The following is a 22,730-nucleotide window of genomic DNA, read 5'->3' as shown; positions in this document are numbered from 1 at the left end:
TTTTTCGATACTTTGTCACAACCAAGAGCGCTGATTTAGGGAGAATTTCTTGTCCAGCTCGAGCGACCAGCCGTGGCGGGACCCGGGACTGCCGGCCGACAAGCGGGTCGAACTGCTCCTGCAGGCGATGACGCTGCGGGAGAAGATCGCACAGCTGGGCAGCCGCTGGGCGGGCAACGACATGGCCGACGCCGAGCTGCCCGCGGACGAGACCCTCAACGTCGCGCCGATGGAGGACGTCTTCGCCACCGGTGCCGCGCCGTCGCTGGCCGAGGCGAGCCGGGACGGCCTCGGCCACCTGACCCGGGTCTGGGGCAGCGTCCCTCGAACGGTCGAGCAGGGCGTGGCCGAACTGATCCGGCAGCACGAGGTCGTGCTCGAGAGTTCCCGGCTCGGGATCCCCGCGCTCGTGCACGAGGAGTGCCTGACCGGATTCACGACGTACGGCGCGACCGTCTACCCGGCGTCGATCGCGTGGGGCGCGACGTTCGATCCGGAGTTGGTCGAGCGGATGGCAGCCGCGATCGGCCGTGACATGGCCGCGGTCGGCGTTCATCAAGGGTTGTCGCCGGTGCTGGACGTGGTCCGCGACTATCGGTGGGGTCGGGTCGAGGAGACGATCGGCGAGGATCCGTACCTGGTCGCGATGCTCGGCTCGGCGTACGTCCGCGGACTGCAGAGCGCGGGCGTGCTGGCGACGCTGAAGCACTTCGCCGGGTACTCCGCGTCCCGGGCCGGCCGCAACCACGGGCCGGTGTCGATGGGACGGCGCGAGTTGCTCGACATCATCCTGCCGACCTTCGAGACCGCGATCGCGACGGCCGGCGCCGGATCGGTGATGAGCTCGTACTCCGACATCGACGGGCTGCCGGCGAGCGCGGACTCCTGGTTGTTCACCGAGGTCCTCCGCAACGAATGGGGGTTCGGCGGCACGGTGGTCTCGGACTACTGGGCCGTCCCGTTCCTCGCGTCGATGCACCGGGTCGCCGCCGACAACGCCGACGCCGGCGGGGTCGCGCTGTCAGCCGGCACCGATGTCGAACTGCCGGACACCATCGGCTTCGCCGGCCTGCTGGACAAGGTGAAATCGGGCGAACTGTCCGAGGAACTGATCGATCGCGCGGCCCGTCGGCTGCTGTTGCAGAAGGCCCGGCTCGGTCTGCTCGATCCCGACTGGACCCCGGCGGGCTCGGTCGGCGATGCGGCGATCGACCTCGACTCGGCCGAGAACCGGGCCATCGCGCGGCAGCTCGCCGAGCGCTCGGTCATCCTGCTCGACGCGGGATCGGCGTTGCCGCTGTCAACCGACCTGCGCCGGGTCGCGGTGGTCGGGCCGTGTGCCGGCGATCCGCGGACCCTGATGGGTTGCTACGCCTTCCCCAACCACGTCCTGCCGCGGTACCCGGACCGCGGCCTCGGTGTCGAGGTGGTCACGCCGGTCGATGCCCTGCACAACGAACTCCCGGACGTCGAATTCCTGTCTGCCAAGGGATGTGACGTCATGGGAGACGACCGCTCCGGGTTCGAGGCCGCCGTCGCCGCTACGCGCGACGCCGATCTCTGCATCGCGTACGTCGGTGATCTCTCCGGACTGTTCGGCCACGGCACGTCCGGCGAAGGCTGCGACGCCGAGGACCTGCGGTTGCCGGGAATCCAAGGCGAGTTGCTCGACCAATTGCTTGCCACCGGCAAGCCTGTCGTCGTCGTGGTGGTTTCCGGGCGTCCCTATGCGCTGGGTGACATCGCGGACCGGGTCGCCGGACTCGTGCAGGCGTTCATCCCCGGTCAGGAGGGTGCCGCCGCGATCGCCGGCGTACTGAGTGGCCGCATTGTGCCGAGTGGCAAGCTGCCGGTGCAGATCCCGCGGCACGTGGGCGGGCAGCCGGGGACGTACCTGCAGCCGGCCTTGGGCAGTGTCGAGAGTGCGGGCATCAGCGGCCTGGAGGCCGCGCCGCTCTTCCCCTTCGGGTACGGAGCGTCGTACACGACGTTCGAGGTCGGTGACCTGCGGCTGAGCGCGACGGAGATCGGGAACGAGGGTGAGTTCACCGCGACAGTGCGGGTCCGCAACACCGGCAACCGGGCCGGTGACGAGGTCGTCCAGCTCTATCTGCACGATGTGGTGGCGCGGATCGCGCGGCCGCTGAAACTGCTGACCGGGTTCGCTCGGGTCTCGCTCGAGCCGGGTGCGGCGGTCGACGTCACCTTCCATGTGCACGCGGATCGCACGGCGTACACCGGGCCGGATCTGCGCCGGATCGTCGAGCCCGGCGCCATCGAAGTGATGCTCGGCACGTCGTCGCAGGACCTGCCGTGTCGCGCTGTCGTCCGGATCACCGGAGATGTGAGGGTGGTGGGTCACGAGCGCATGCTGACCACGCCTGTCGACCGCACCCCGGTCACCGCCGATGCCCCGGGAGGAGGGTGATGAGATGTCACGGTTGAAGGGACGCGTCACCCTGGCCACCGTCGCCGGCACCGCCGGAGTGTCGATCGCCACGGTCTCCAAGGTGCTCAACGGGCGCAGCGACGTCTCGCCGGTGACCCGGGCGCGGGTGCAGGAGATCCTGGAGAAGCACGGGTACGTCGGCCGCCGCCCGGAGACGGTCGAGCGGGAAACGGTCGAGTTGTTCTACCAGGGCATCGTCAACGCGTACTCGGTCGAGGTGATCCAGGGCGTCGTCGACGCCGGCCAGGCAGCCGGGGTGGACGTCATCCTGAACGCACATCCGCCGCACCCGCAGACGTCCAGCTCCGGACGGGCGGCCCGGTGGATCCGCGAGGTGATCGCGTCCGGGCGGCGGGCTGCCATCGGGATCACCAGTGAGCTGGCCGACGCCGACCTGGCCGCGCTGTCGCGGGCCAGGCTGCCGCTCGTGGTCGTGGACCCGGCCAACATCCCGCAGCCCGACGTGACCAGCGTCGGCTCCACCAACTTCGCCGGCGGCATGGCGGCGACCCAGCATCTGCTCTCGCTCGGCCATCGGCGGATCGCGTACGTCGGCGGTCCGCCGACGTCAGGCTGCAACCAGGCCAGGATGAGCGGGTTCCGGAGTGCTATGGAGGCGGTCGGTGCCGCGGTGCCGTCGGACTACATCTGGCTCAGCGACTTCCTGTACGACGACGGCCTCGCCGGCGGAGCGGCGCTGCTGGACCGACCCGACCGGCCGTCCGCGATCTTCGCCGGCAGCGACGAGGTCGCGCTCGGCGTCCTGGAAGCAGCCCGCGCCCGCGGTCTGCGAGTCCCCGAGGACCTGAGCGTGGTCGGCTTCGACGACACCCAGATCGCGCGGCTCGCGTCGCCGCAACTGACGACGGTCAAGCAGCCGCTCCGCGACATGGGAGCGGTCGCCCTTCGCACCGCGCTGCAACTCGCCGCCGGCGAGAAGGTTGCCTCACACCACGTCGAGCTGGCCACCACCCTGATCATCCGAGGCTCCGCCGCCCCCAACCGAATCCGCTCGGTCTCCTGACCGCTAGTCCTTGTCTTGGGCAATGATTTCGGGTTGGTCCTGGGTGGCGGCCCAGCTGGCCAGCAGCTGGAACGCGTCCGCGGTCGGTGAGCCGGCCGGCGCGGTGTAGACGACCAGTGCCAGGCCGGGGTCGGACGGGAACTCCATCGCCTCGAAGTTGATCTCGAGGTCGCCGACCACCGGATGGTGCAGCTTCTTCACGCCGGTGCGGTGGAAGCGGACGTTGTGCGCGGCCCACCGGGTCCGGAACGTCTCACTGCGGGTGGACAGTTCGCCGATCAGTTCGGTCAGTGCCTTGTCGTGCGGATTCTTGCCGGCCTCGGATCGCAGCACCGCCGCGATGTCGTCGGCCGCGCGTTCCCAGTCGACGAAGAACTCCTGTGCGGCCGGGTCGAGGAAGATGAACCGGGCCGTGCTGGCCGGGCGGCGCGGATCGGCGAACATCGGCGCGTAGAGCGCGCGGGCCATCCGGTTCGCCGCCACCACCTCGAACCGCGCGGTGCGGATCCAGGCCGGCGCATCGGTGATCGCGTCCAGGATCTGCTGCAGGGCCGGGCGAACCCCCTGCACCGCCGGGCGGCGCCGTACCGGGGTGGCGTCGGACTCGTGGGCGAGTGCGAACAGGTGCGCGCGCTCGGCGTCGTCCAGTTGCAGCGCGCGGCAGAGAGCCTCGAGAACGCTCTCCGAGGCGCCGGCCAGGTTTCCCCGCTCCAACCGGACGTAGTAGTCGACCGAGACGCCCGCCAGCAGGGCGACCTCCTCGCGCCGCAGTCCCTTCACCCGGCGATTGCCGCCGTACATCGGCAGGCCGGCCTGCTCGGGGGTGAGCCGGGCACGGCGGGAGCTGAGGAATTCCTTGATCTCGGCTCGGTGGTCCATGTCGTCAACACTACGGACCGTCGCGATCGCGAGGGAGGCACTGGCGTTACCTGGAACGACAGTGACTCCCCCGCCCACGCTCCGTGACCTTCACTGGGACCATGCGAGCGACTTACATGTACAGCGCCGGCGACGTACGGGTGATCCACGTACCGGACCCGGTGATTCAGCAACGAACCGATGCGGTGGTGCGGGTGACCGGCTCCTGTATCTGCGGCAGTGACCTGCACCCGTTCCACAACCTGCCGGCGCTACCCGGCGGCAAGTCGATGGGACACGAGTTCGTCGGCGTGGTCGAGGACGTCGGTGCCGACGTGGCGACGCTGCGGAAGGGCGACTTCGTCATCGCACCGTTCGCCTGGTCCGACGGGACGTGCGACTTCTGCCAGGAGGATCTGCAGACGTCGTGCCGGCACGGCGGGTTCTGGAACGCGAACGGCGTCTATGGCGGTCAGGCGGAGGCGGTCCGGGTTCCGCTCGCGGACGGGACGCTGGTGAAGGTTCCGGCCGGCGAGGATTCCGGGCTGCTGCCATCGTTGCTCACCTTGTCCGACGTCTACGGCACGGGTTACCACGCGGCTCTGAAGGGGGGCGTCGACGAGCGCACCTCGGTCACGGTCATCGGCGACGGCGCGGTCGGCCTGCTCGCCGTACTGTCGGCCCGGCAACTAGGTGCCCAGCGCATCATTCTGATGGGACGGCACAAGAAGCGGACCGACCTCGGCGTCGAGTTCGGCGCGACCGAGGTCGTCGCCGAGCGGGGCGAGGAAGGCATTGCCAAGGTTCGTGAACTCACCGGCGGCGACGGCACACACGTCGTACTCGAGGCTGTCGGCCACATGCCGGCGTACGAGCAGGCTGTTGGTGTTGTTCGCCCCGGCGGCGTGATCAGCCGTGTCGGCGTACCCCAGTACCTCGACGCTCCGGTGGGCTTCCCCAGTCTGTTCGGCCCCAACATCACGTTGACCGGCGGACCGGCTCCCGCCCGCGCCTACATCGAACGTCTGTTGCCCGGCGTCCTGTCCGGAAAGGTGAACCCTGGCAAGGTTTTCGACCAGACCGTCACCTTGGACCAGGTCCCCGAGGGCTACCGCGCCATGGACAACCGCGACGCTCTCAAGGTCCTGATCCGGTGACCCACTCAGGGCAAGACCGCTACCCCGCAGTGACCGAATCGTCACAGTTGGTAAGATCTTTGGGCAGATGTGTTAATTCCGTGACGAATTAGTCCCGGTGAAGCCCCTCCGGGACTAATCTGCCGGACCATGCACAGACGCGAGCCGGCCCGCCCCAAGGTCGTCCAGTCAGTGGTTCTCTTCCTGCTGACCAGCGCTCTCGCCGGAGCGCTCGTCGCCGGCCTGGCCCTTCCGCTCGCCGGACTGGCCGGGGTGACCACAGCGAAAGCCCACGACACGGTCCAGTACCTGCCGCAGGACCTCAAGGCGGCGCCGGTTTCCCAGAAGAGCATCATCCAGGCGGCCGACGGCTCGCTCATCGCCACCCTGTACCAGGAGAACCGGGTACCGGTGACGTTGCCGCAGATCAGCCCGCTGATGCGCAAGGCGATCGTCGCGATCGAGGACGACCGGTTCTACGAGCACGGCGCACTGGACCTGAAGGGCACCCTGCGCGCCCTGCTGCGCAACCAGTCGCAGGGTGCGGTCCAGCAGGGTGGCTCCAGCATCACCCAGCAGTACGTGAAGATGAACCTGGTCGAGAAGGCGAAGACACCGGACGAGGCTGCGGAAGCCACGGCCGACACCTACGAACGCAAGGTCGCCGAGCTCCGTTATGCGATCGCCGTCGAGAAGGAGTACTCCAAGGACCAGATCCTGGAGAAGTACCTCAACCTCGCGAACTTCGGTGATGGTGCCTGGGGCATCGAGGCCGCCGCCTTGCACTACTTCTCCGTGCACGCGTCCCGGCTGACGCTGCCGCAGTCGGCCATGCTCGCCGGTCTGGTGAAGAACCCGACCGGGTACGACCCGACGAACAACATGAAGCGGGCCAAGGAGCGCCGCGACGTGGTGATCCGGCGGATGCAGGAACTGAACATCGTCACCGCCGCGCAGGCCGCGACCGCGCTGAAGACCCCGGTGATCGATCCCAAGAAGGTCCGCAACGTACCGAACGGCTGCGCGAACTCGAAGTACCCGTTCTACTGCGAGTACATCGTCTCCCAGCTGAAGAACAATCCGAGTTTCGGCAAGACCCCGCAAGCCGCGGAGAACTACATCGAGACCGCCGGTCTGGTGATCCGGACGTCGCTGGACCCGAAGATCCAGAAAGCGGCCGAGGACTCGATGAAGAAGCATTCCAAGCCCAGTGACCAGGCGGTGGCCGCGGTCACCATCGTCGAGCCCGGCACCGGCCTGGTGAAGGCGATGGCCCAGAGCAAGCCGTACGGCAACGGGAAGGGCCAGACGTCGTACAACTACAACGTCGAGAAGTCCTACGCCGGTGGGTACGGCGGGTTCCAGAACGGTTCGACGATGAAGGCGTTCACGATCGCCGCCGCGATCGAGAAGGGTGTCCCACTCACCTACCGAATCACCTCGCCGCAGCAGATCGACCTGAGCGGCAAGAAGTTCAGCACCTGCAGCGGTACGACGTCCGACCCGGACTACAAACCGAAGAACTCGACCAAGACGATCCTGGACCCGTCGATGCTCGATGCGGCGAAGGCGTCGACGAACACCTACTTCCTGCAGCTGTCCGAGCAGGTCGGTCTGTGCCCGATCGCCACCATCGCGTCCAAGCTCGGCATGCAGGACGCCCAGACGATGAAGCCGCTGCAGCAGGTCCCGTCGTTCACGCTCGGGTCCGCCGGTCTGATCACGCCGCTGATGCTGGCCAACGCGTACGCGACCTTCGCCGCCCGCGGCAAGTTCTGCACACCGCTCCTCGTCACCGCGGTCACCACCAGCAAGGGCAAGTCGATCCCGGTCAAGGGCCAAAGCTGCAAGCAGGCGCTCACCCCGCAGGTCGCGGACGGCGTCAACTACGTGCTGAACAAGGTGATGGGCGACGGCGGCACCGGCAGCAGGCTGAAGTTCGGCCGCAGCGACCTGGCCGGCAAGACCGGAACGATCAACGGCAACATCGCCGTCTGGTTCGCCGGCTACTCGTCCAGGCTCGCGGCCGCGTCGGTGGTGGCCGACGCGACGCCGAAGTACACGGACCTGGCCGGGCTGACGCTGAACGGCAAGAAGATCGGGAACGCGTCCGGCTCCGGGACCGCGGGGCCGATCTGGGAGACGGCGCTGCAGGGAGCCTTGAAGGGTCTGCCGTCGACCCACTTCGTGCAGCCGGACGACAAGACGATCCGCGGCGATGTGAAGGACCTGCCACAGCTCAAGGGCGTCCTCCCCCCGGTCGCGATCGTCCAGCTGCAGCAGCTGGGCTTCCAGGCCGAGGTCGCGCCGGCGCCGGTCGACTCGGACGCACCGGCAGGCACCGTCGCGTACACCAGCCCACGCCAGGAGGACGGCGCACCAGCCGGTGCGAAGATCACGCTGTACCTGTCGAACGGCAGTAGGGCGATGCCGCCTCCGCCGCCGACGACACCGGGACCACCCGGTACGCCGCCGACGATCCAGCTGCCGCCGGGCTGGCCGAACTGCCCGCCGACGGACCCGCACTTCCCGAACTGCCGGAAGCGCTGACCCTGTCCACAGTCGCGGTCGGGTGATCACTAGGCTTGGACCATCACCCGACCGTGAAAGGACTCCCGTGAGCGTCGACGAGCTGACCGCCCAGCGTGACCGTGCCCGCCAGGACTACGAGGCGCTGGTGGCCAAAGGGCTGAAGCTGGACCTGACGCGGGGGAAGCCGTCACCCCGGCAGCTCGATCTTGCCAACGGTCTGCTCGGGCTCGACGGTGATCCGGTCGGAGCCGACGGGACCGACCTGCGGAACTACGGCGGCCTGAACGGGCTGCCCGAGCTGCGGGCGATCTTCGCGGCGGATCTGCAGGTGCCGGTCGAGCAACTGCTGGCCGCCGGGAACTCCAGCCTCGAGCTGATGCACGACGCCGTGGTGTTCGCACTGCTCGGCCTGGTGCCGGGCGCCGAGCGGCGATGGGCTGACCAGCCGGAGATCGCGTTCCTGTGCCCGGTGCCGGGGTACGACCGGCACTTCGGCATCTGCGAGCGGTTCGGGATCCGGATGGTCCCGGTGCCGATGACGCCGGACGGCCCGGACATGGACGTGGTCGAGCGCCTGGTCGCCGAGGACGCCCGGATCAAGGGCATCTGGTGCGTGCCGAAGTACAGCAACCCCGACGGCTCGGTCTACTCCGACGAGACCGTACGGCGGCTGGCCGCGATGGAGACCGCGGCGCCGGACTTCCGGATCTTCTGGGACAACGCGTACGCCGTACACCATCTGACCGACGCGCCGGCGGAGATCGCCGACGTTCTCGGACTGTGCGCGGAGAACGGTCACCCGGACCGGGCCTTCGTGTTCGGATCCAGCTCGAAGATCACCTTCGCCGGCTGCGGCGTCGCGTTCTTCGGCTCGTCCCCCGCGAACGTCGAGTGGTGGCTGAGCCACACGGTCAAGCGGAGCATCGGGCCGGACAAGATCAACCAGTTGCGGCACGTCCATTTCCTCCGCGACGCCGACGGGCTGCACGAGCACATGCGGAACCTGGCCGGCCTGATCCGGCCGAAGTTCGACGCGGTCGACAAGATCCTGACCGCCGAGCTCGGCGGCACCGGGCTGGCGACGTGGACGAGCCCGGCCGGTGGCTACTTCGTCAACCTCGAGGTGGCAGACGGCTGCGCCCGCGAAGTCGTCGCCAAGGCGAAGGCGGCCGGCATCGCCATCACCCCGGCCGGCGCGACCCACCCGTACGGCGACGACCCGGCCGACCGCACCATCCGGATCGCCCCGACGTACCCGGAACTCCCCGAGGTGGAGGCCGCGATCGCCGGTCTCGCCACCTGCGTCCGCCTGGTCGGCACGGAGAAGCTCCTGGCCGGCTGAGGTCAGGCGGTCGGCAGCTCGAAGATCAAGCAGGTGGAGGTGGCGTGAGCCAGCAGCGCGCCGGCCTCGTCGAACAGCCGTGACTCCGCGACCGCGGTACGGCGGCCGCGGCTGATGATGCCGCCTTCGCAGCGGAGCAGACCGGACTTGATCGTCACCGGCTTGATGAAACGCGTCATCAGGTCCAGCGAGGTGTAGCCGAACCCGGCCGGCAAGGTCGAGTGGACAGTGCAGCCGGCGGCCGTGTCGAGCAGGGTCGCGATGATCCCGCCATGCACGGTGCCGAGCGGGTTGTAGTGGAATTCCTGCGCCGGCATCAGCACCGTGACCCGGCCTTCCTCTGCCTCCATCCCGGTGGCGCCGACCAGTTGCAGGATCGGCGGCGCCGGGATCTCGCCGTTGCCCATCGCGTGCAGCATCTCGAGCCCGGACGTGGTCCCGATCCGCGCAGCGGTCAGAGCCGGGTCGGTCCACGAGAAGGTCCGGCTGCGCGTCTGCTCCTGAGTCTCCGTCATGGATCGAGCTTCACACGCCCCGGCTGGGTCCGTCAACGAGACCTAGCACTCACTACCGTTCAAGCGTATGAAGACAAGGGGTTCCGACCCCGGCCCTTGCCTCTGGCGCCGCGCTCGCTAGGCTGCTGGGCGTACTGGGGGAGGTTTGCGTGAGGAAGTTCAACACACCGCCTGACTGGCCCGATCCGCCGACGGCGCGGTGGCGGCCGCCGAGACGCTGGCGGCCGAACGAGTCGTGGCCGCCGGCCCCGGCGGGATGGTCCTTCTGGGTCGACGAGCGCGGGCGCCCGGTCCGCGGCCCGTTCGGACGGTACGGCGGTCCGAACACCGTCAAGCTGGCGGCGGTCGTCGTCGTCCCGCTCGCCCTCATCGGCGCGCTGCTCTTCTACAAGCCCTTCAGCAGCGGCGACACGGTCACCTCGACGGCTCCGGAACCAACGGCGATCCGGTCCACATCGGTCGCACCCACCGAGTCGCCGACGCTGCGTCGTACCGAGAAGCCGACCCGGCAGATCGACCGCACGCCGACGTCCACACCGGCACCGGAACCGTCGCCCACGCCGCAAGGAACGCTGGTCGTCGAGCCAACGGCCCCCGGGCCGTCAGCGACGCCGACCGTCTCGTCGACCCCGTCGACATCGGTCGTGAGCGCGGTCCAGTACCGGGACTGCGCCGAGGTCCGCGCCGCCGGCAAGGCGCCGCTCCATCGCGGCGATCCCGGTTACTCGCGCGACCTGGACCGCAACGGCGACGGCATCGCGTGCGAGCGCGGCAACTCCTGACGCGTCCGGATCACGGCCGGACGACCACCGGCAGGAAGGCTGCCTGCACGTTGGCGCTGGTCGGGGTCACGTACTCCGTGGACGGCACGTAGAAGCCGGAGTCGAAGTGCGTTCTGCCGGCCGCCGCGGTGCCGTGTCTCCTTCCTGCCACCGACAACTGGATGGCCTGGCGGCTACAAGCGGATGGACTTCTTGTTCATGAACTCCTCGATGCCGGCCGGACCGAGTTCGCGGCCCATGCCGGAGCGCTTGATGCCTCCGAACGGGAGGTCGGCCTGGGAACCGCCGGCCCGGTTCAGGTAGACCATGCCGGCCTCGATCTGCTCGGCGACGCGCCGGGAGCGCTCGTTGTCGGTGCCCCAGACCGATGCGCCGAGACCGAAGGGCGTGTCGTTCGCGAGGGCGATCGCCTCAGCCTCGGTCCCGGCCTTGAACACGATCACCACCGGCCCGAAGATCTCCTCGTAGTACGCGTCCATCTCCGGCGTGACGTCGGTCAGCACAGTCGCCTCGAGGAACGCGCCCGGGGTGATCCGCCGGCCGCCGGTGCGCAGGGTCGCACCCTGCTCGACCGCCTTCGCCACCTGGCCCGCGACCTCGTCCGCGGCCGCGTCGGAGGCGAGCGGCGGCAGCTTCGTCTCCGGGTCGGCGGGGTCGCCGGGGACGTAGTACTCGGCGACGCGCTTGGTCAGGCGGTCGACGTACTCGTCGTAGATGTCGGCGAGCACGATCATCCGCTTCGGCGCGTTGCAGGACTGACCGCAGTTCCGCATCCGGGCTGTGGCGGTCGCGTTGACGGTTTCGTCCATGTCGGCGGTGTCGAGCACGATCAGCGGGTCGGACCCGCCGAGCTCGAGCACGGTCTTCTTCAGGTTCTTACCGGCTTCGGCGGCGACCGACACACCGGCCTGCTCGCTGCCGGTCAGCGAGACGCCCACGATCCGCGGGTCGGCCAGGATCGCCGGGATCTGCCGGCTGGACGCGAACGTGTTCACGTACACGTCGTCCGGTACGCCGGCCGCCCGCAGGATCTCCTCGATCGTGCGACCCGAGCGCGGGCAGATCGACGCGTGCTTGAGCAGGATGGTGTTGCCGAGCACCAGGTTCGGCGCGACGAACCGGGCCACCTGGTAGCACGGGAAGTTCCACGGCATGATCCCTAGTAGCGCGCCGATCGGCCCCTTGGTGATGACCGCTTGCCCGCCCTTGATGTCCAGCGGTTCGTCGGCCAGCAACGCCGGTCCGTTCTCGGCGTAGTACCGGAAGATGTCGACCACGATGCCGACCTCGCCGCGGCCCTCGTTGATCCGCTTGCCCATCTCCTGCGTCATGACCGCGGCCAGCTCGTCGGTCCGCTGTTCGAACATGTCCGCGGCGCGCGCCACGATCGCGGCCCGCTCCTCGACGGTCCGGCGTCGCCACCCCGGATAGCCGGAGTGCACCCGCCCGATCGACTCCCGCACCTGTTCGTCCGTCGAGTTCGCGACTTCCTCGATCAGCACACCCGTGGCCGGGTCGGTGACTGAATACATGGGTCCTCCATCCACAGTCGACGCAAGCGCCTAGGCTAACCACTTCACTCCATACTGTATACAGTGATCTCACCTGTTGTCGTCAGGGGTGTCGCCAAGGCATGCTCATGGCTGTCCCGCCCACTCGTTGATCGGATGCCCGCCCGTGTCTGAGCTACGGAAATACCGTCTTGTCGTTGTGCGGCTGGTCGCCGTACTCGCTGCTGTCTCGGTGCCGAGTCTCGCGCTCGCCGCGCCGGACGCCACCGCTCCCCCGGATCCCGCGAACGCCTGGCAGTACCCGCACTGGCCACAGAAGCAACCGTGGCAGGAGTCGGGCACGGCCGGGCCGGAACAGCGGATCGCCACCACGGCGAAGGACGGCCTGCCCGGGCCGATCGATCCGCAGAACTGGGAGAACCCCGACCACATGACCTGGAACGACTACCGCAAGCCGCCCGGGACGAACTGGGCCGATCCCGCGGTGCCGGGATCGGCGCGGACGTTCAAGGGTGCGCTGGTGCTGGTCGACTACCCGAACCAGGACTTCGTCATCACCAAGCCGAAGGGCTCCACGCCGTTCGGCAACCCGAGCGCCGAGGCGAACGGCGTACCGCGGGACCAGGTCGCGCAGTTCTACAAGAACTTCCTCAACACCCCCAGCGCGCTGAACCACGGACACACCCTGCACGAGTACTGGATGGAGGACTCCGGCGGCCGGTACGGCGTCGACCTGACGGCGTTCGGTCCGTACCGAATGCCGGGCAAGTCGCACGAGTACGCGATGGAGTTCCAGGGCGACTCCGCCTGCCCGGCCGGTGACGACTGCACGAAGAACATCCGCGCCGACGGCCGCGCCGCGTGGGTCGCCGACCAGGGGCCCGAGGTACCAGCCGGGTTCGACTTCGTGTTCTTCCTCAGCGCCGGGCAGGACGAATCGTCCACCTGGCAGGAGTTCGGGATGATGAAGTTCCCGAACAAGGAGGACGTCACCGACGACTTCGGCCCGCCCGACCCGGCACTGCCGAACTGGTCGGACACCCGGTACGTCGACTGGACCTCGTGGGCTGCCGGCGCCTCGATCTGGCCGAACGCCGGCGGCGGTTCGTCCACCCAGGCCGAGAGCTCCGGGATGGCGGTCTTCGCACACGAGTTCAGCCACATCCTGGGGATCGGCGACAACTACAACAATCCGTACGGCGTACCACCGAGACGCGCGTACACCGGGATCTGGGAGATGCTCAGCCGCGGCAGCTTCAACGGTCCCGGCGGACCACACAGCCGGTGGATGATCCCGGCCACGGGTGGCGCCTCGATGGGCGCGCAACACATGCTGCGGAACAAGCTGAAGCTGGAGATGGTCGACGAGCAGAATGTGCTCCGGCTGTCCCGCGAAGCCCTCGCCTCGTCCGGCGTCGTGATCGCCGACGTCACCGCACGGTCCGTCGAGCCGGGAGCGAAGGGTCTGTCCGGGGTCAACATCGAGCTCGGCGGCGCCGGCGATCTGGCACCGCCCTGTGACGTGAACACCGACGCGTTGTGCGACGGCCGCGGCTACCAGAACTACACGGTCGAGGTGCTCGACCGGATGGGCACCGACTCGTTCACGCCCGACTCCGGGGTCCTGCTGGCGAAGACCAAGAACCAGGACCGGGCGCCGTTCGAGTGGGTCGTCGACGCGAACCCGCAGGACATCAAGATGACCGACTACGTGCTGCCCGACGGCACCGAGGTACCGATCACCATCGGCGACTACCGTCAGCTGTCCGACGCCCTGTTCCACGCGGGTACGAACTCCGGCAGCGAGTACGAGTACACCGACACCGCCAACCGGCTGCACTTCTACATCACCAACATCCACCACGACAGCAAGGGCGTCCTGTCCTACACGGTCGCGATCCGCTCGCTCGACGGCGCCGGCCCGCAGAAGCGTGGTGTCCGGGTCCTGCCCACGGCCGCCAAGCCGGGCCAGGGCGGCGTCCAGACCTGCAACTTCTCACTCACCAACACCGGCCAGGCCGGCACCGGAGCACAGCACCCCGAGGACGTCGCGCCGTACCTCAAGGGCGATGTGTACCGCGTGTCCGCGAAGGTCGACGGCAAGAACTGGAACGTCCAGCTGCCCAACGCCCTGGCCACCGCCAACGCCGGCCAGCACGTGAACGTCCCGGTCTACGCCGAGGCCGGCACCGCTCCACTCGCCAAGATCACTCTCACCGCCACCTCCGAGAGCGACCCCACCAGGCAGTCCACCGCCACCTGCGTCGCGATCAAGCGGTAAACAGGTCGGTCAGTGCGTCGGGCGTCCACGACAACTGGACGCCCGGCGCGGCCGACAGGTAGTCCACGATCTGCGGTGTGGTCCAGCCGTGGGATTCGGTCAGGCCGGTGGCGATCCAGCGCAGGTACGGCGCTGTGGGAGCGACCGGGTCCAGGTCGGAAGCGTTTCCGTGGGTGACGGTGAACATCGGGAGGCCGTCGCGTTCGCCGAGGCGGGCGACGGTTTCGTAGCGGCCCGGACCCATGGTGTGGAGGGACTCGACGTTGGCGAGGAGGCCGGCGAGGTCGCGGGCGAAGGGACCGCCAGGCTCGCGACGCATCTCCTGCGCGGCGACGTCGCCGAGCTGGCCCGAAGTCAGCAGGTACGCACGTCCGGCAACACGGCCTGGCCCGGCCGGATCGTAGAAGGCGGACCCGCCGCCCCAGACCTTGGAGGCCCCGGCAAAGAGAAGCCGCCCGGGTACGTCGACGCCCGCGATCTGCTCGGGATCGCTGTGATCCCGGCAGCCCGGATACACCCGCATCCCGCCGGCCGGGCGGCCGCCGGCCAGGTAGCAGCGGAAGCGGTCGAGCGCGAGGTTGGAACCGTAGGCGACGTACCAGACTCGCTCCATCGAACCTCTCAGATCGGGAGGGGACGCTCCACGAAGGCCTGCTCGGCCTCCGCCAGCACGATGCGGGAAGCATCACGGTACCGGCGATCTGCCTCGGCCGGAGTGTCGCCCACAGCGGTCATCCCGAGCCGGCCCTTCTCGGTCAGGCAGCTGATCATGTGGAACACCACGCCGACCTGCCGAGCCTGGTCGAAGTGCAGCCCGTGCCGCGCGACGATGTCGAACAGATCCGCGGGCATCAGGCCCTTCAGCAGTTCCGACTCCAGGTGATCGGTCGCGACCAGATGTTTCTCCTGGCCGGTCGACGTCAGGAACAGCGCGGTCCGAGGGTCGTAGCGCCCGTCGGTGAGGTACTGCAGCGTGAGGAACGGATGTGTCGTCCCGCCCTTGCGCAGGTTCAGTTCGATTGCGTACGGCGTCCAGCCGCCGAGCTCGTCCTTGACCACGACGAAGTCGATCGCGAACCGCCCGAGCGCCCCTTCGCTCGCCAGCCGCCGCCCGATCGTCGCGGCGTGCTCGGAGATGATCCGCGCGTACTCCGGCGCTGCCGGGAAGATGCACCCCAGGTAGCTCTGGCCGCTCGCACCGCCGAGCAGTTGGTCGTGCGTCGACAACATCTCGACGGCACCGCCGGGCACGACTCGCAGTTGCACGCTCGGACTCTGCAACTCCGTACCGACGATCCGCTCCTCGACAATGCCACCGTTCTCCGCGAACTTGGCGACGTACGTCTCGAACGGCATCTTCTGCGACTCCAGCTCCATCGCCCGCAGTCGTTCCAGCACCTCGTCGCGCTCCCCCGCTGACCCAGGCGCGGGCAAACCCTTCAGCCGCACAACCGCGTTGCCCTCGCCGGACACGCCTTCGTTGAGCTTCACGATCGCGCTGTCCATCATGGGCCGTTCGGCCCGCATCGCGAGCAGTGCGTCGGCGATGTCATCGAGGGTGCGCAGGTTCTCCGCCCCGAGCGGATGCGGTACGCCGATCTCGGCGAACATCCGGCGGCACCCGGACTTCGAACCCAGTGGAGCCAGCCGTGGATCGGCGGCGTACATCGGAATGCCGAGGCTGATCGCGACGTCACGCTCGAGCTCGGTGGTGTTGTAGGGAATCAGGTGCGAACGCAACGGATTGGGGATGAGGTCGGCGAGCCGCTGGAGCAGCCGCGGCCGAGCCAGCAGCTTCTCGCTGAGCGAGATCGGCGTGGCGTCGTTCACCGCGATCAGCGACAGCCGGGCCCGCGCATGACTCGGGATCACGCCGGGCAGCAGCGCCAGGTAGTACTCGATGATCTCGGGCGCGATCGGTACCGAGGTCACGTAGATCATCCGCAGCCGCGGCTCCCGCAACAGGATCAGCAGGAACAGGAACCGTTCCTCGTAGGCCTGCATCATCGTCCCGGTCCCGGCCGACTCGGTCCGGTCCAGCGTCAGCGACGGTACGACGACCACCGACTCGTCGTCGTGGTTGAGCCGCATCGCCGCCCACACCTCGGGCATCCGCGACTGCAACTGATCGAAGTACTGGTACCGCTCGTCCTCGGTCAGTGTGGACAGGCCTCGAGCCGCCTCACCCGGAGCGGTCCACAGGTCGCCGGTCATGACGCGACCTTGGAGTTGTCGAGACCGCGAATGCTGTACGCGTGCACGGTCCGGCTGAAACCGCGGACCTCCCGCAGCCCGGCGTCCTCGCCGATGACCGCGTTGCCGGCGGCGCTGTAGACCCGTTCGGTAGCGAGGATCTGCCATGCCTCGGCGTCGGCGCACAGCCGCGCGGCCAGGTTGGTCACGCTGCCGATCGCGGCGTAGTCCAGCCGCCCGTCGAACCCGATCGTGCCGAGCGTCGCGTAGCCCTGGGCGATCCCGATGCCGAGCCCGAGGTCGTGCCCGCGACGGCTCCACGCCTCGGCCAGTCCACGGACTCTGGTACGCATCGCGACGCTCATCCGCAGGGCGCGCAGCGGTCCGTCCTCGCAGCGCACCGGGTCGTTGAAGAACACCATCAAGCCGTCGCCCGCGAACCGTTCCAGCGTTCCCTCGAACCGGAAGATCAGGTCACCGAGCGCGTGGTGGTACTCCTCCAGCACGCCCATCACCTCCTCCGGCTCGCTCGCCTCGGCGAACGTGGTGAAGCCGCGCAGGTCGCAGAAGACCACGACGATCTCGCGCCGGTGGCTGGCCAGGAACGACTCGTCGCCGGAGTCCACGATCAGCTCGGCCAACTGCGGGCTGAGGAAGCGACGCAGCCGGTTCATCCGCTGCAGTTGCGAGACCTGGCTCTCGACCCGCGACTCCAGTTCCTGGTTCCACGCCGACAACTCCGACGCCTGGCGCTTGATCGTGTCCTGATAGTCCTTGATCCTCGCCAGCGAGGCGACCCGGGCCAGCAGTTCGCTCTGGTTGACCGGCTTGGTCAGGAAGTCGTCGGCGCCGGCCTCGAGCGCCTTCACCTTCTGCTCGTCGCCGCTGGCCGTGACCATCACGACCGGCAGGTACGCCGTGTCCACCTGGTCGCGGATCCGGCGGCACACCTCGTAGCCGTCGATGCCGGGCATCAGGATGTCGAGCAGTACGAGGTCGACGTCCTCGGCCGCGATCACCTCCAGCGCCTGTTCCCCTGATGACGCGGTGAGGACGTCGTACCCGCGCGGGGTGAGGATCGCCTCCAGCAGTCGTACGTTCGGTGGTTGGTCGTCGACCACGAGCACCTTGGTCATCGTGCACCTCCGAGCTGGAGGAAGTCCCGGACTTGCTGTGGCAGGAGGCGGACGCTGATCGGCTTCTCGACGTACCCCGTGAAGCCCGACGCGAACGCGTGCTCGCGATCGTGGTCCATCGCGAACGCGGTCACCGCGACGACCGGTACGGCGCGACTGTGTTCGCTCGCACGGATCCGGCGCAAGGCCTCGGCACCGTCGATCCCGGGCAGCTGCAGATCCATCAGGATCAGGTCCGGTTGCTCGGACTCGGCCAGCCGGACACCGTCCTCACCAGAGGTCGCCTCGATCACGTCGTAGCCAGAGAACCGCAGCACGTCGCGCAACAGCTTCAGGTTCTTCGGGTTGTCCTCCACCACCAGAATCAGTCCTGGACTCATCGATCCTCCCCCTCGTCTCCCGCGACGGCTCCCACTGCCCGCAAGGCCTGGAGCAACGCGTCCCGGCTCACCGGCTTGACCAGATAGGCGGCGGCACCGAGCTGCGTGCCTCGGGTCCGTTCGTCGACAATCGACACGATGATCACCGGGATGTCGCGGGTCTCCGCCTCGGCCTTCAGCGCCTGCAGCACAGCCCAGCCGTCGATCCCCGGCAGCCGGATGTCCAGCAGGACCACGGCGGGCCGCACCCGGCGTACAGCGTCCAGTCCGGACTGGCCGTCGCCGGCCACCGTCACCCGCAGCGCGGCACCGGACAGGTACGCCGTGATCAGGTCGAGCGACGGACGGTCGTCCTCGATCACGACCACGTCGCCGACGGTCCGGGCCGTGTCCCGGCCCGGGTCGCTCTCCCTGCTCCGCAACGAGAATCCGAACGTGCTGCCGACCCCGACCTCGCTGTCCAGCCACATCCGCCCGCCGAGCAGTTCGACGATCCGGCGCGACAGCGTCAGCCCGAGGCCGGTGCCCTCCTCCTGCGACGGGCCGCGGCCGCCCTGCTGGAACGACTCGAAGATCCGCTCCCGGTCCTCCGGCGGTACGCCGCGGCCGGTGTCGGTGACGGCGATGTGGACCTCGGCCCCGGACCGCGTCGCCCGGATCACGACCGCTCCGTCGGCGCCGGTGAACTTCACCGCGTTGGTCGCCAGGTTCAGCACGACCTGCTTCAGCCGGAGCTCGTCGGCGTACACCTGGTCGATGCCCGGACCGACCTCGACGTGCAGCTCGATGCCGTGCGCGGCCGCCCGTTCGCGCAGCATCGACGCGGTGTTGTCGAGCACGCGGCGCAGCGGGAAGGTCGAGTACTCAAGCTCCATCCGGCCGGCCTCGACCTTGGACAGGTCGAGGATCTCGTTCAGCAGTTCGAGCAGGTGCTTGCCCGAGCCGTGGATGTCGCGCAGGTACTCCTCCTGGCGTTCGTTCAGGTCGCCGAACATGCGCTCCAGCAGGACTTCGGAGAACCCGAGGACGGCGTTCAGCGGCGTACGGAGCTCGTGGGACATGCTGGCGAGGAACTCCGACTTGTGCCGGCTCGCGACCTCGAGCTCCGCGCTGCGCCGCTTCAGCTCGCGGTAGAGCTGCGCGTTCAGCAGGGCGAGCGTCGACTGATCCGCGAACATCTCCAGCAACGTCAGCGTCTCCTCGGCGAACTCACCCGGCCGCATCCGGCGGACCACCAGTGAACCGACGATCTGTCCCTCGCGCAGCATCGGTACGGCGACCAGCGAGCGCCAGCCGGCGTCGTACAGAACCTCCAGATGCGGGTCGCGCTCGACCGCGCTCAGGTCGGGTACCGCCAGCGGCCGGCCGAGCTTGGCGGCGCGACCGACGAGAGTCTCGTCGAGATGGATGCGGGTATCGCGCAGCCGTTCGATCACCCTCGGAGCGGTCTGGTAGACGCTGCGGACCAGGAAGCATTGCGCGTCCTCGTCGTACTCCATGATCGAGCCGCCGTCGGTCGCGGAGATCCGGACCGCATGCTTGGCGATTGTCGACAATACGTTCGCCACGTCGAGACTGGAGTTGACCGCTTCCCCGACCTCGCGCAACGCCTCCAGCTCACCGAGCCTCCGGGTCAGCTCCGCGCCCCGCGCTTCCAGTTGCTGGACGAGCTTGACGCTGTTCACCGCCATCGCCGCCTGCCCGGCGAACGCGGTGACGAGATCCTGCTCGCCCTGGCCGAAGGGGCTGACCTCGTTACGCCAGACTGCCAGCGCGCCGACCACCTCGTCGTCGACGAGCATCGGCGCTCCCATCGTGGTCCGGAACCCGGCCAGCCGCTGGAGGTCCTGACGCCCGTACGCCGGATCCGCGAGAACGTCGGGGATCTGCTGAGTCGCGCGATCGAGGCCGACCCGGCCGATCAACGTGCCCCGGTCGACCGGCGTCGGATGCTCGATCAGGTAGCGAGTCGCCTCGGCCGACAGCCCGACCGCCTTGCTCAGCTGGAAGTTCCCGCCTTCGAGCAGGTAGAGCTGGGCGGCCTGCGATCGGCACAGCCGGCACGCACTCTCGACCACGGTGGTGAGGACCGTGTCGGGGTCTCCGGCGGAGCGGCCGACGGCGGAGAGGACCTCGTTGGCGGCGGCGAACTGGTCGGTCAGGGCCGCGAGCTGCCCTCGGAGCCGCTCCTGCTCCGCCCGTGTTCCGGCGCCCCCAGCGAGCGCCCGCCCGCCCATCGCAGCCCCCTGCCCCGAGTCCCCCAGGCCGCGCCAGTCCAGTCTCCGCCCGTTGCCCGTAAGGGGCAATCCATCGACCGCATCGGGCCACCCCTTGAACGCGCAGGACGGTTTGGAACCGACGGGAACGGAGCAGCAAAGTTCATCTTCCGTCGGTTAATCGTTCAAGCTAGGGTGCCTGCGATGCCGTGCTGGTGCTGAACCCTCCATCCGTCCCCTCCGCCCACAAGGAGAGCAGGCATGCCAGACATCAACCGCCGCAGGTTCCTGCAGCTCGCCGGTGCGTCCGCCGCGTTCGCCGCGATGGCCAACAGCATCGAGCAGGCCGCCGCGATCCCCGCGCACCGCCGGTTCGGTGACATCAAGGACGTCGAGCACATCGTCGTCCTGATGCAGGAGAACCGCTCGTTCGACCACTATTTCGGCACTCTCAAGGGCGTCCGCGGCTTCGGCGATCCGCGGCCGGTGACGCTGCCCAGCGGCAAGCCCGTGTGGCACCAGACCGACGGCGCCGGGAAGGAGATCCTCCCGTTCCGGCCCGAGGCGGACAACCTGGGCCTGCAGTTCATCCAGGACCTCGCGCACAGCTGGTCCGACGCGCACCAGGCGGTGAACAACGGCAAGTACGACCAGTGGATCCCGGCCAAGACCGCGACCACGATGGCCTACCTGACCCGCGAGGACATCCCGTTCCACTACGCGCTCGCCGACAAGTTCACCCTGTGCGACGCGTACCACTGCTCGTTCATGGGTTCGACCGACCCGAACCGGTACTACATGTGGACCGGGTATACCGGGAACGACGGCACCGGCGGCGGCCCGGTCCTCGGGAACGACGAGGCCGGCTACGGCTGGACGACGTACCCGGAACGGCTCGAGCAGGCCGGGGTCTCGTGGAAGATCTACCAGGACATCGGCGACGGGCTCGACGCGGCCGGCGGCTGGGGCTGGATCGACGACGCCTACCGCGGCAACTACGGCGACAACTCGCTGCTGTATTTCAACAACTACCGCAACGCGCAGCCCGGGAACCCCTTGTACGACAAGGCGCGCACGGGCACGAACGCGAAGGCCGGCGAGAGCCTGTTCGCCCGGTTGACGGCTGATGTGAAGGCGGACCGGTTGCCCGAGATCTCCTGGATCGCGGCGCCGGAGGCGTTCACCGAACACCCGAACTGGCCGGCGAACTACGGCGCCTGGTACATCTCCCAGGTCCTCGACGCGCTCACCTCGAACCCGGAGGTGTGGAGCAAGACCGCACTGTTCATCACGTACGACGAGAACGACGGCTTCTTCGACCACACCGTTCCGCCGTACCCGCCGCTGTCCGCGGCGCAGGGGTTGTCGACCGTCGATCCGGCGCCCGACCTGTACACCGGCACGCAGGTCTCGCACGGTGCGTACGGTCTCGGTCAGCGGGTGCCGATGCTGGTCGTGTCGCCGTGGAGCACCGGCGGCTTCACCTGCTCGGAGGTGTTCGACCACACCTCGATCATCCGGTTCATGGAGCGCCGGTTCGGCGTCCACGAGCCGAACATCTCCCCGTGGCGCCGGGCCATCTGTGGTGACCTGACGTCGGCCTTCGATTTCGGTACGACGAGTTCCCGGCCGGCCCAGTTGCCGGACACCTCGGGGTACGAGCCGCCGGACAACGAGCGGCACCCGGACTACGTGCCGACGCCGCCGTTGGTCGGTCGCGTCCCCGGTCAGGAGCGCGGCGCCCGCCGTACCCGGCCGTTGCTCTACGCACCGGTCGTCGACGGATCGGTTGCCGGTGGCAAGTACACGCTGAGCTTCCGGTCCGGTGCGCACGCCGGGGCGCAGTTCCTGATCACGTCGGCGAACCGGACCGACGGGCCGTGGACCTACACGACCGAGGCCGGCAAGAGCATCGCGGACAGCTGGAACACGATCTACTCCAACGGCGTCTACGACCTGACCGTGCACGGACCGAACGGCTTCCTGCGCACCTTCCAGGGCAAGCCTGCCACCGGTCTGGAGATCACCGCCCGCGAGAACGCCCGCACCGGCAACGTCGACCTCACGCTGACCAGCGACACCGCCCGCCGCGTCACCATCACCAGTGCGTACGGCGGCAAGCCCCAGCGCCTCGACCTCCGCCCGGGCAAGACCACCCACACCATCGACACCACCGAGCACTGGTACGACGTCACCGTCACCACCACGACGGACGCGACGTACACCCGCCGCCTCGCCGGCCACGCAGAAACCGGCATCCCAGGCCGCAGCGACCCCGCCATCAAAACCGTCTGACCTCAAGCAAGCACGCCCAGCCCGGCGAGGCTCAGGTAGACCCACCTGCCGTCTACCTGAGCCGCCGTCCCTTCGGCTAT

The 22,730-nt window shown here is 68.6% G+C and carries 17 protein-coding genes; 8 read left to right on the top strand and 9 right to left on the bottom strand.

Features of this window, described 5'->3' with window-relative positions; all coding sequences use genetic code 11:
* Positions 1-49 precede the first annotated feature (49 nt).
* Together ACIBG5_RS21835 and ACIBG5_RS21830 are read left to right on the top strand one after the other, a co-directional pair.
* Positions 50-2,428 (top strand): glycoside hydrolase family 3 N-terminal domain-containing protein, encoded by a 2,379-nt coding sequence (locus ACIBG5_RS21835; protein ID WP_396393305.1) that lies wholly within the window; start codon positions 50-52, stop codon positions 2,426-2,428.
* 4 nt (positions 2,429-2,432) lie between these two features.
* A complete protein-coding gene (locus ACIBG5_RS21830) occupies positions 2,433-3,473 on the top strand; it encodes a LacI family DNA-binding transcriptional regulator (RefSeq protein WP_396393304.1) in 1,041 nt (346 codons plus the stop codon).
* Positions 3,474-3,476: 3 nt separating this feature from the next.
* Here the strand turns inward: ACIBG5_RS21830 and ACIBG5_RS21825 are convergent, their stop codons facing one another.
* Positions 3,477-4,352 (bottom strand): helix-turn-helix transcriptional regulator, encoded by an 876-nt coding sequence (locus ACIBG5_RS21825; RefSeq protein WP_396393303.1) that lies wholly within the window; start codon positions 4,350-4,352, stop codon positions 3,477-3,479.
* Between the two features lie 101 nt (positions 4,353-4,453).
* Between ACIBG5_RS21825 and ACIBG5_RS21820 the strand changes: the two genes are divergently transcribed.
* The 3 genes from ACIBG5_RS21820 to ACIBG5_RS21810 all read left to right on the top strand — a co-directional run bounded on the left by ACIBG5_RS21820 (position 4,454) and on the right by ACIBG5_RS21810 (position 9,341).
* A complete protein-coding gene (locus tag ACIBG5_RS21820; RefSeq protein ID WP_396393302.1) occupies positions 4,454-5,488 on the top strand; it encodes a zinc-binding dehydrogenase in 1,035 nt (344 codons plus the stop codon).
* Between the two features lie 129 nt (positions 5,489-5,617).
* Positions 5,618-8,017 (top strand): penicillin-binding protein, encoded by a 2,400-nt coding sequence (locus ACIBG5_RS21815; protein ID WP_396393301.1) that lies wholly within the window; start codon positions 5,618-5,620, stop codon positions 8,015-8,017.
* 67 nt (positions 8,018-8,084) lie between these two features.
* Complete coding sequence (locus ACIBG5_RS21810) at positions 8,085-9,341, top strand: aminotransferase class I/II-fold pyridoxal phosphate-dependent enzyme (RefSeq protein WP_396393300.1); 1,257 nt, start codon at positions 8,085-8,087, stop codon at positions 9,339-9,341.
* Between the two features lie 2 nt (positions 9,342-9,343).
* Here ACIBG5_RS21810 and ACIBG5_RS21805 read toward each other — a convergent pair whose 3' ends face one another.
* A complete protein-coding gene (locus ACIBG5_RS21805; RefSeq protein ID WP_396393299.1) occupies positions 9,344-9,856 on the bottom strand; it encodes a PaaI family thioesterase in 513 nt (170 codons plus the stop codon).
* 149 nt (positions 9,857-10,005) lie between these two features.
* Here ACIBG5_RS21805 and ACIBG5_RS21800 point away from each other — a divergent pair, with 149 nt between their 5' ends.
* The gene (locus ACIBG5_RS21800) at positions 10,006-10,638 is read left to right on the top strand and encodes an excalibur calcium-binding domain-containing protein (protein ID WP_396393298.1); all 633 of its coding nucleotides are present in this window, start codon (positions 10,006-10,008) and stop codon (positions 10,636-10,638) included.
* 10 nt (positions 10,639-10,648) lie between these two features.
* Here ACIBG5_RS21800 and ACIBG5_RS21795 read toward each other — a convergent pair whose 3' ends face one another.
* Both ACIBG5_RS21795 and ACIBG5_RS21790 read right to left on the bottom strand, forming a co-directional pair.
* Positions 10,649-10,789: a hypothetical protein gene (locus ACIBG5_RS21795; protein ID WP_396393297.1), complete on the bottom strand. Its 141-nt coding sequence runs from the start codon at positions 10,787-10,789 to the stop codon at positions 10,649-10,651.
* Positions 10,790-10,811: 22 nt separating this feature from the next.
* On the bottom strand, positions 10,812-12,170 hold the full coding sequence (locus ACIBG5_RS21790; protein WP_396393296.1) for an NAD-dependent succinate-semialdehyde dehydrogenase: 1,359 nt from the start codon (positions 12,168-12,170) through the stop codon (positions 10,812-10,814).
* Positions 12,171-12,315: 145 nt separating this feature from the next.
* On the opposite strand from ACIBG5_RS21790, the gene ACIBG5_RS21785 reads away from it, so the two are divergent.
* Entirely contained in the window at positions 12,316-14,430 is a 2,115-nt protein-coding gene (locus ACIBG5_RS21785) for a M6 family metalloprotease domain-containing protein (RefSeq protein ID WP_396393295.1), read from the top strand.
* Here ACIBG5_RS21785 and ACIBG5_RS21780 read toward each other — a convergent pair.
* Genes ACIBG5_RS21780 through ACIBG5_RS21760 form a run of 5 tightly spaced genes read right to left on the bottom strand, consistent with a single transcriptional unit; the run spans position 14,420 to position 20,376 of the window.
* Positions 14,420-15,043: a histone deacetylase gene (locus ACIBG5_RS21780; protein ID WP_396393294.1), complete on the bottom strand. Its 624-nt coding sequence runs from the start codon at positions 15,041-15,043 to the stop codon at positions 14,420-14,422. The two genes, ACIBG5_RS21785 and ACIBG5_RS21780, sit on opposite strands and share 11 nt — an antisense overlap.
* An 8-nt stretch (positions 15,044-15,051) precedes the next feature.
* Positions 15,052-16,644: a peptide ligase PGM1-related protein gene (locus ACIBG5_RS21775; RefSeq protein WP_396393293.1), complete on the bottom strand. Its 1,593-nt coding sequence runs from the start codon at positions 16,642-16,644 to the stop codon at positions 15,052-15,054.
* Positions 16,641-17,759: an adenylate/guanylate cyclase domain-containing protein gene (locus tag ACIBG5_RS21770; RefSeq protein WP_393382252.1), complete on the bottom strand. Its 1,119-nt coding sequence runs from the start codon at positions 17,757-17,759 to the stop codon at positions 16,641-16,643. Before ACIBG5_RS21770 ends, ACIBG5_RS21775 begins: the two co-directional genes overlap by 4 nt.
* The gene (locus tag ACIBG5_RS21765) at positions 17,756-18,139 is read right to left on the bottom strand and encodes a response regulator (protein WP_360443575.1); all 384 of its coding nucleotides are present in this window, start codon (positions 18,137-18,139) and stop codon (positions 17,756-17,758) included. The genes ACIBG5_RS21770 and ACIBG5_RS21765 overlap by 4 nt, the downstream gene beginning before the upstream one ends.
* Positions 18,136-20,376, bottom strand: a complete 2,241-nt coding sequence (locus ACIBG5_RS21760) for a GAF domain-containing protein (RefSeq protein ID WP_396393292.1) — start codon at positions 20,374-20,376, stop codon at positions 18,136-18,138. Before ACIBG5_RS21760 ends, ACIBG5_RS21765 begins: the two co-directional genes overlap by 4 nt.
* 240 nt (positions 20,377-20,616) lie before the next feature.
* Here ACIBG5_RS21760 and ACIBG5_RS21755 point away from each other — a divergent pair, with 240 nt between their 5' ends.
* Entirely contained in the window at positions 20,617-22,650 is a 2,034-nt protein-coding gene (locus ACIBG5_RS21755) for a phosphocholine-specific phospholipase C (protein WP_396393291.1), read from the top strand.
* Positions 22,651-22,730 lie beyond the last annotated feature (80 nt).

Origin of the sequence: Kribbella sp. NPDC050241 (genome assembly GCF_044459685.1) — a bacterium.
Lineage (GTDB): Bacteria > Actinomycetota > Actinomycetes > Propionibacteriales > Kribbellaceae > Kribbella.
This window is presented reverse-complemented; position numbering and strand designations above follow the sequence as displayed.

Excerpts from the sequence above, each read along its gene's own strand:
- ACIBG5_RS21830 (WP_396393304.1), top strand. The coding sequence starts at position 2,433 with ATGTCACGGTTGAAGGGACGCGTCACCCTGGCCACCGTCGCCGGCACC.
- ACIBG5_RS21825 (WP_396393303.1), bottom strand. The coding sequence starts at position 4,352 with ATGGACCACCGAGCCGAGATCAAGGAATTCCTCAGCTCCCGCCGTGCC.
- ACIBG5_RS21820 (WP_396393302.1), top strand. The coding sequence starts at position 4,454 with ATGCGAGCGACTTACATGTACAGCGCCGGCGACGTACGGGTGATCCAC.
- ACIBG5_RS21815 (WP_396393301.1), top strand. The coding sequence starts at position 5,618 with ATGCACAGACGCGAGCCGGCCCGCCCCAAGGTCGTCCAGTCAGTGGTT.
- ACIBG5_RS21805 (WP_396393299.1), bottom strand. The coding sequence starts at position 9,856 with ATGACGGAGACTCAGGAGCAGACGCGCAGCCGGACCTTCTCGTGGACC.
- ACIBG5_RS21790 (WP_396393296.1), bottom strand. The coding sequence starts at position 12,170 with ATGTATTCAGTCACCGACCCGGCCACGGGTGTGCTGATCGAGGAAGTC.
- ACIBG5_RS21780 (WP_396393294.1), bottom strand. The coding sequence starts at position 15,043 with ATGGAGCGAGTCTGGTACGTCGCCTACGGTTCCAACCTCGCGCTCGAC.
- ACIBG5_RS21775 (WP_396393293.1), bottom strand. The coding sequence starts at position 16,644 with ATGACCGGCGACCTGTGGACCGCTCCGGGTGAGGCGGCTCGAGGCCTG.
- ACIBG5_RS21770 (WP_393382252.1), bottom strand. The coding sequence starts at position 17,759 with ATGACCAAGGTGCTCGTGGTCGACGACCAACCACCGAACGTACGACTG.
- ACIBG5_RS21765 (WP_360443575.1), bottom strand. The coding sequence starts at position 18,139 with ATGAGTCCAGGACTGATTCTGGTGGTGGAGGACAACCCGAAGAACCTG.
- ACIBG5_RS21760 (WP_396393292.1), bottom strand. The coding sequence starts at position 20,376 with ATGGGCGGGCGGGCGCTCGCTGGGGGCGCCGGAACACGGGCGGAGCAG.
- ACIBG5_RS21755 (WP_396393291.1), top strand. The coding sequence starts at position 20,617 with ATGCCAGACATCAACCGCCGCAGGTTCCTGCAGCTCGCCGGTGCGTCC.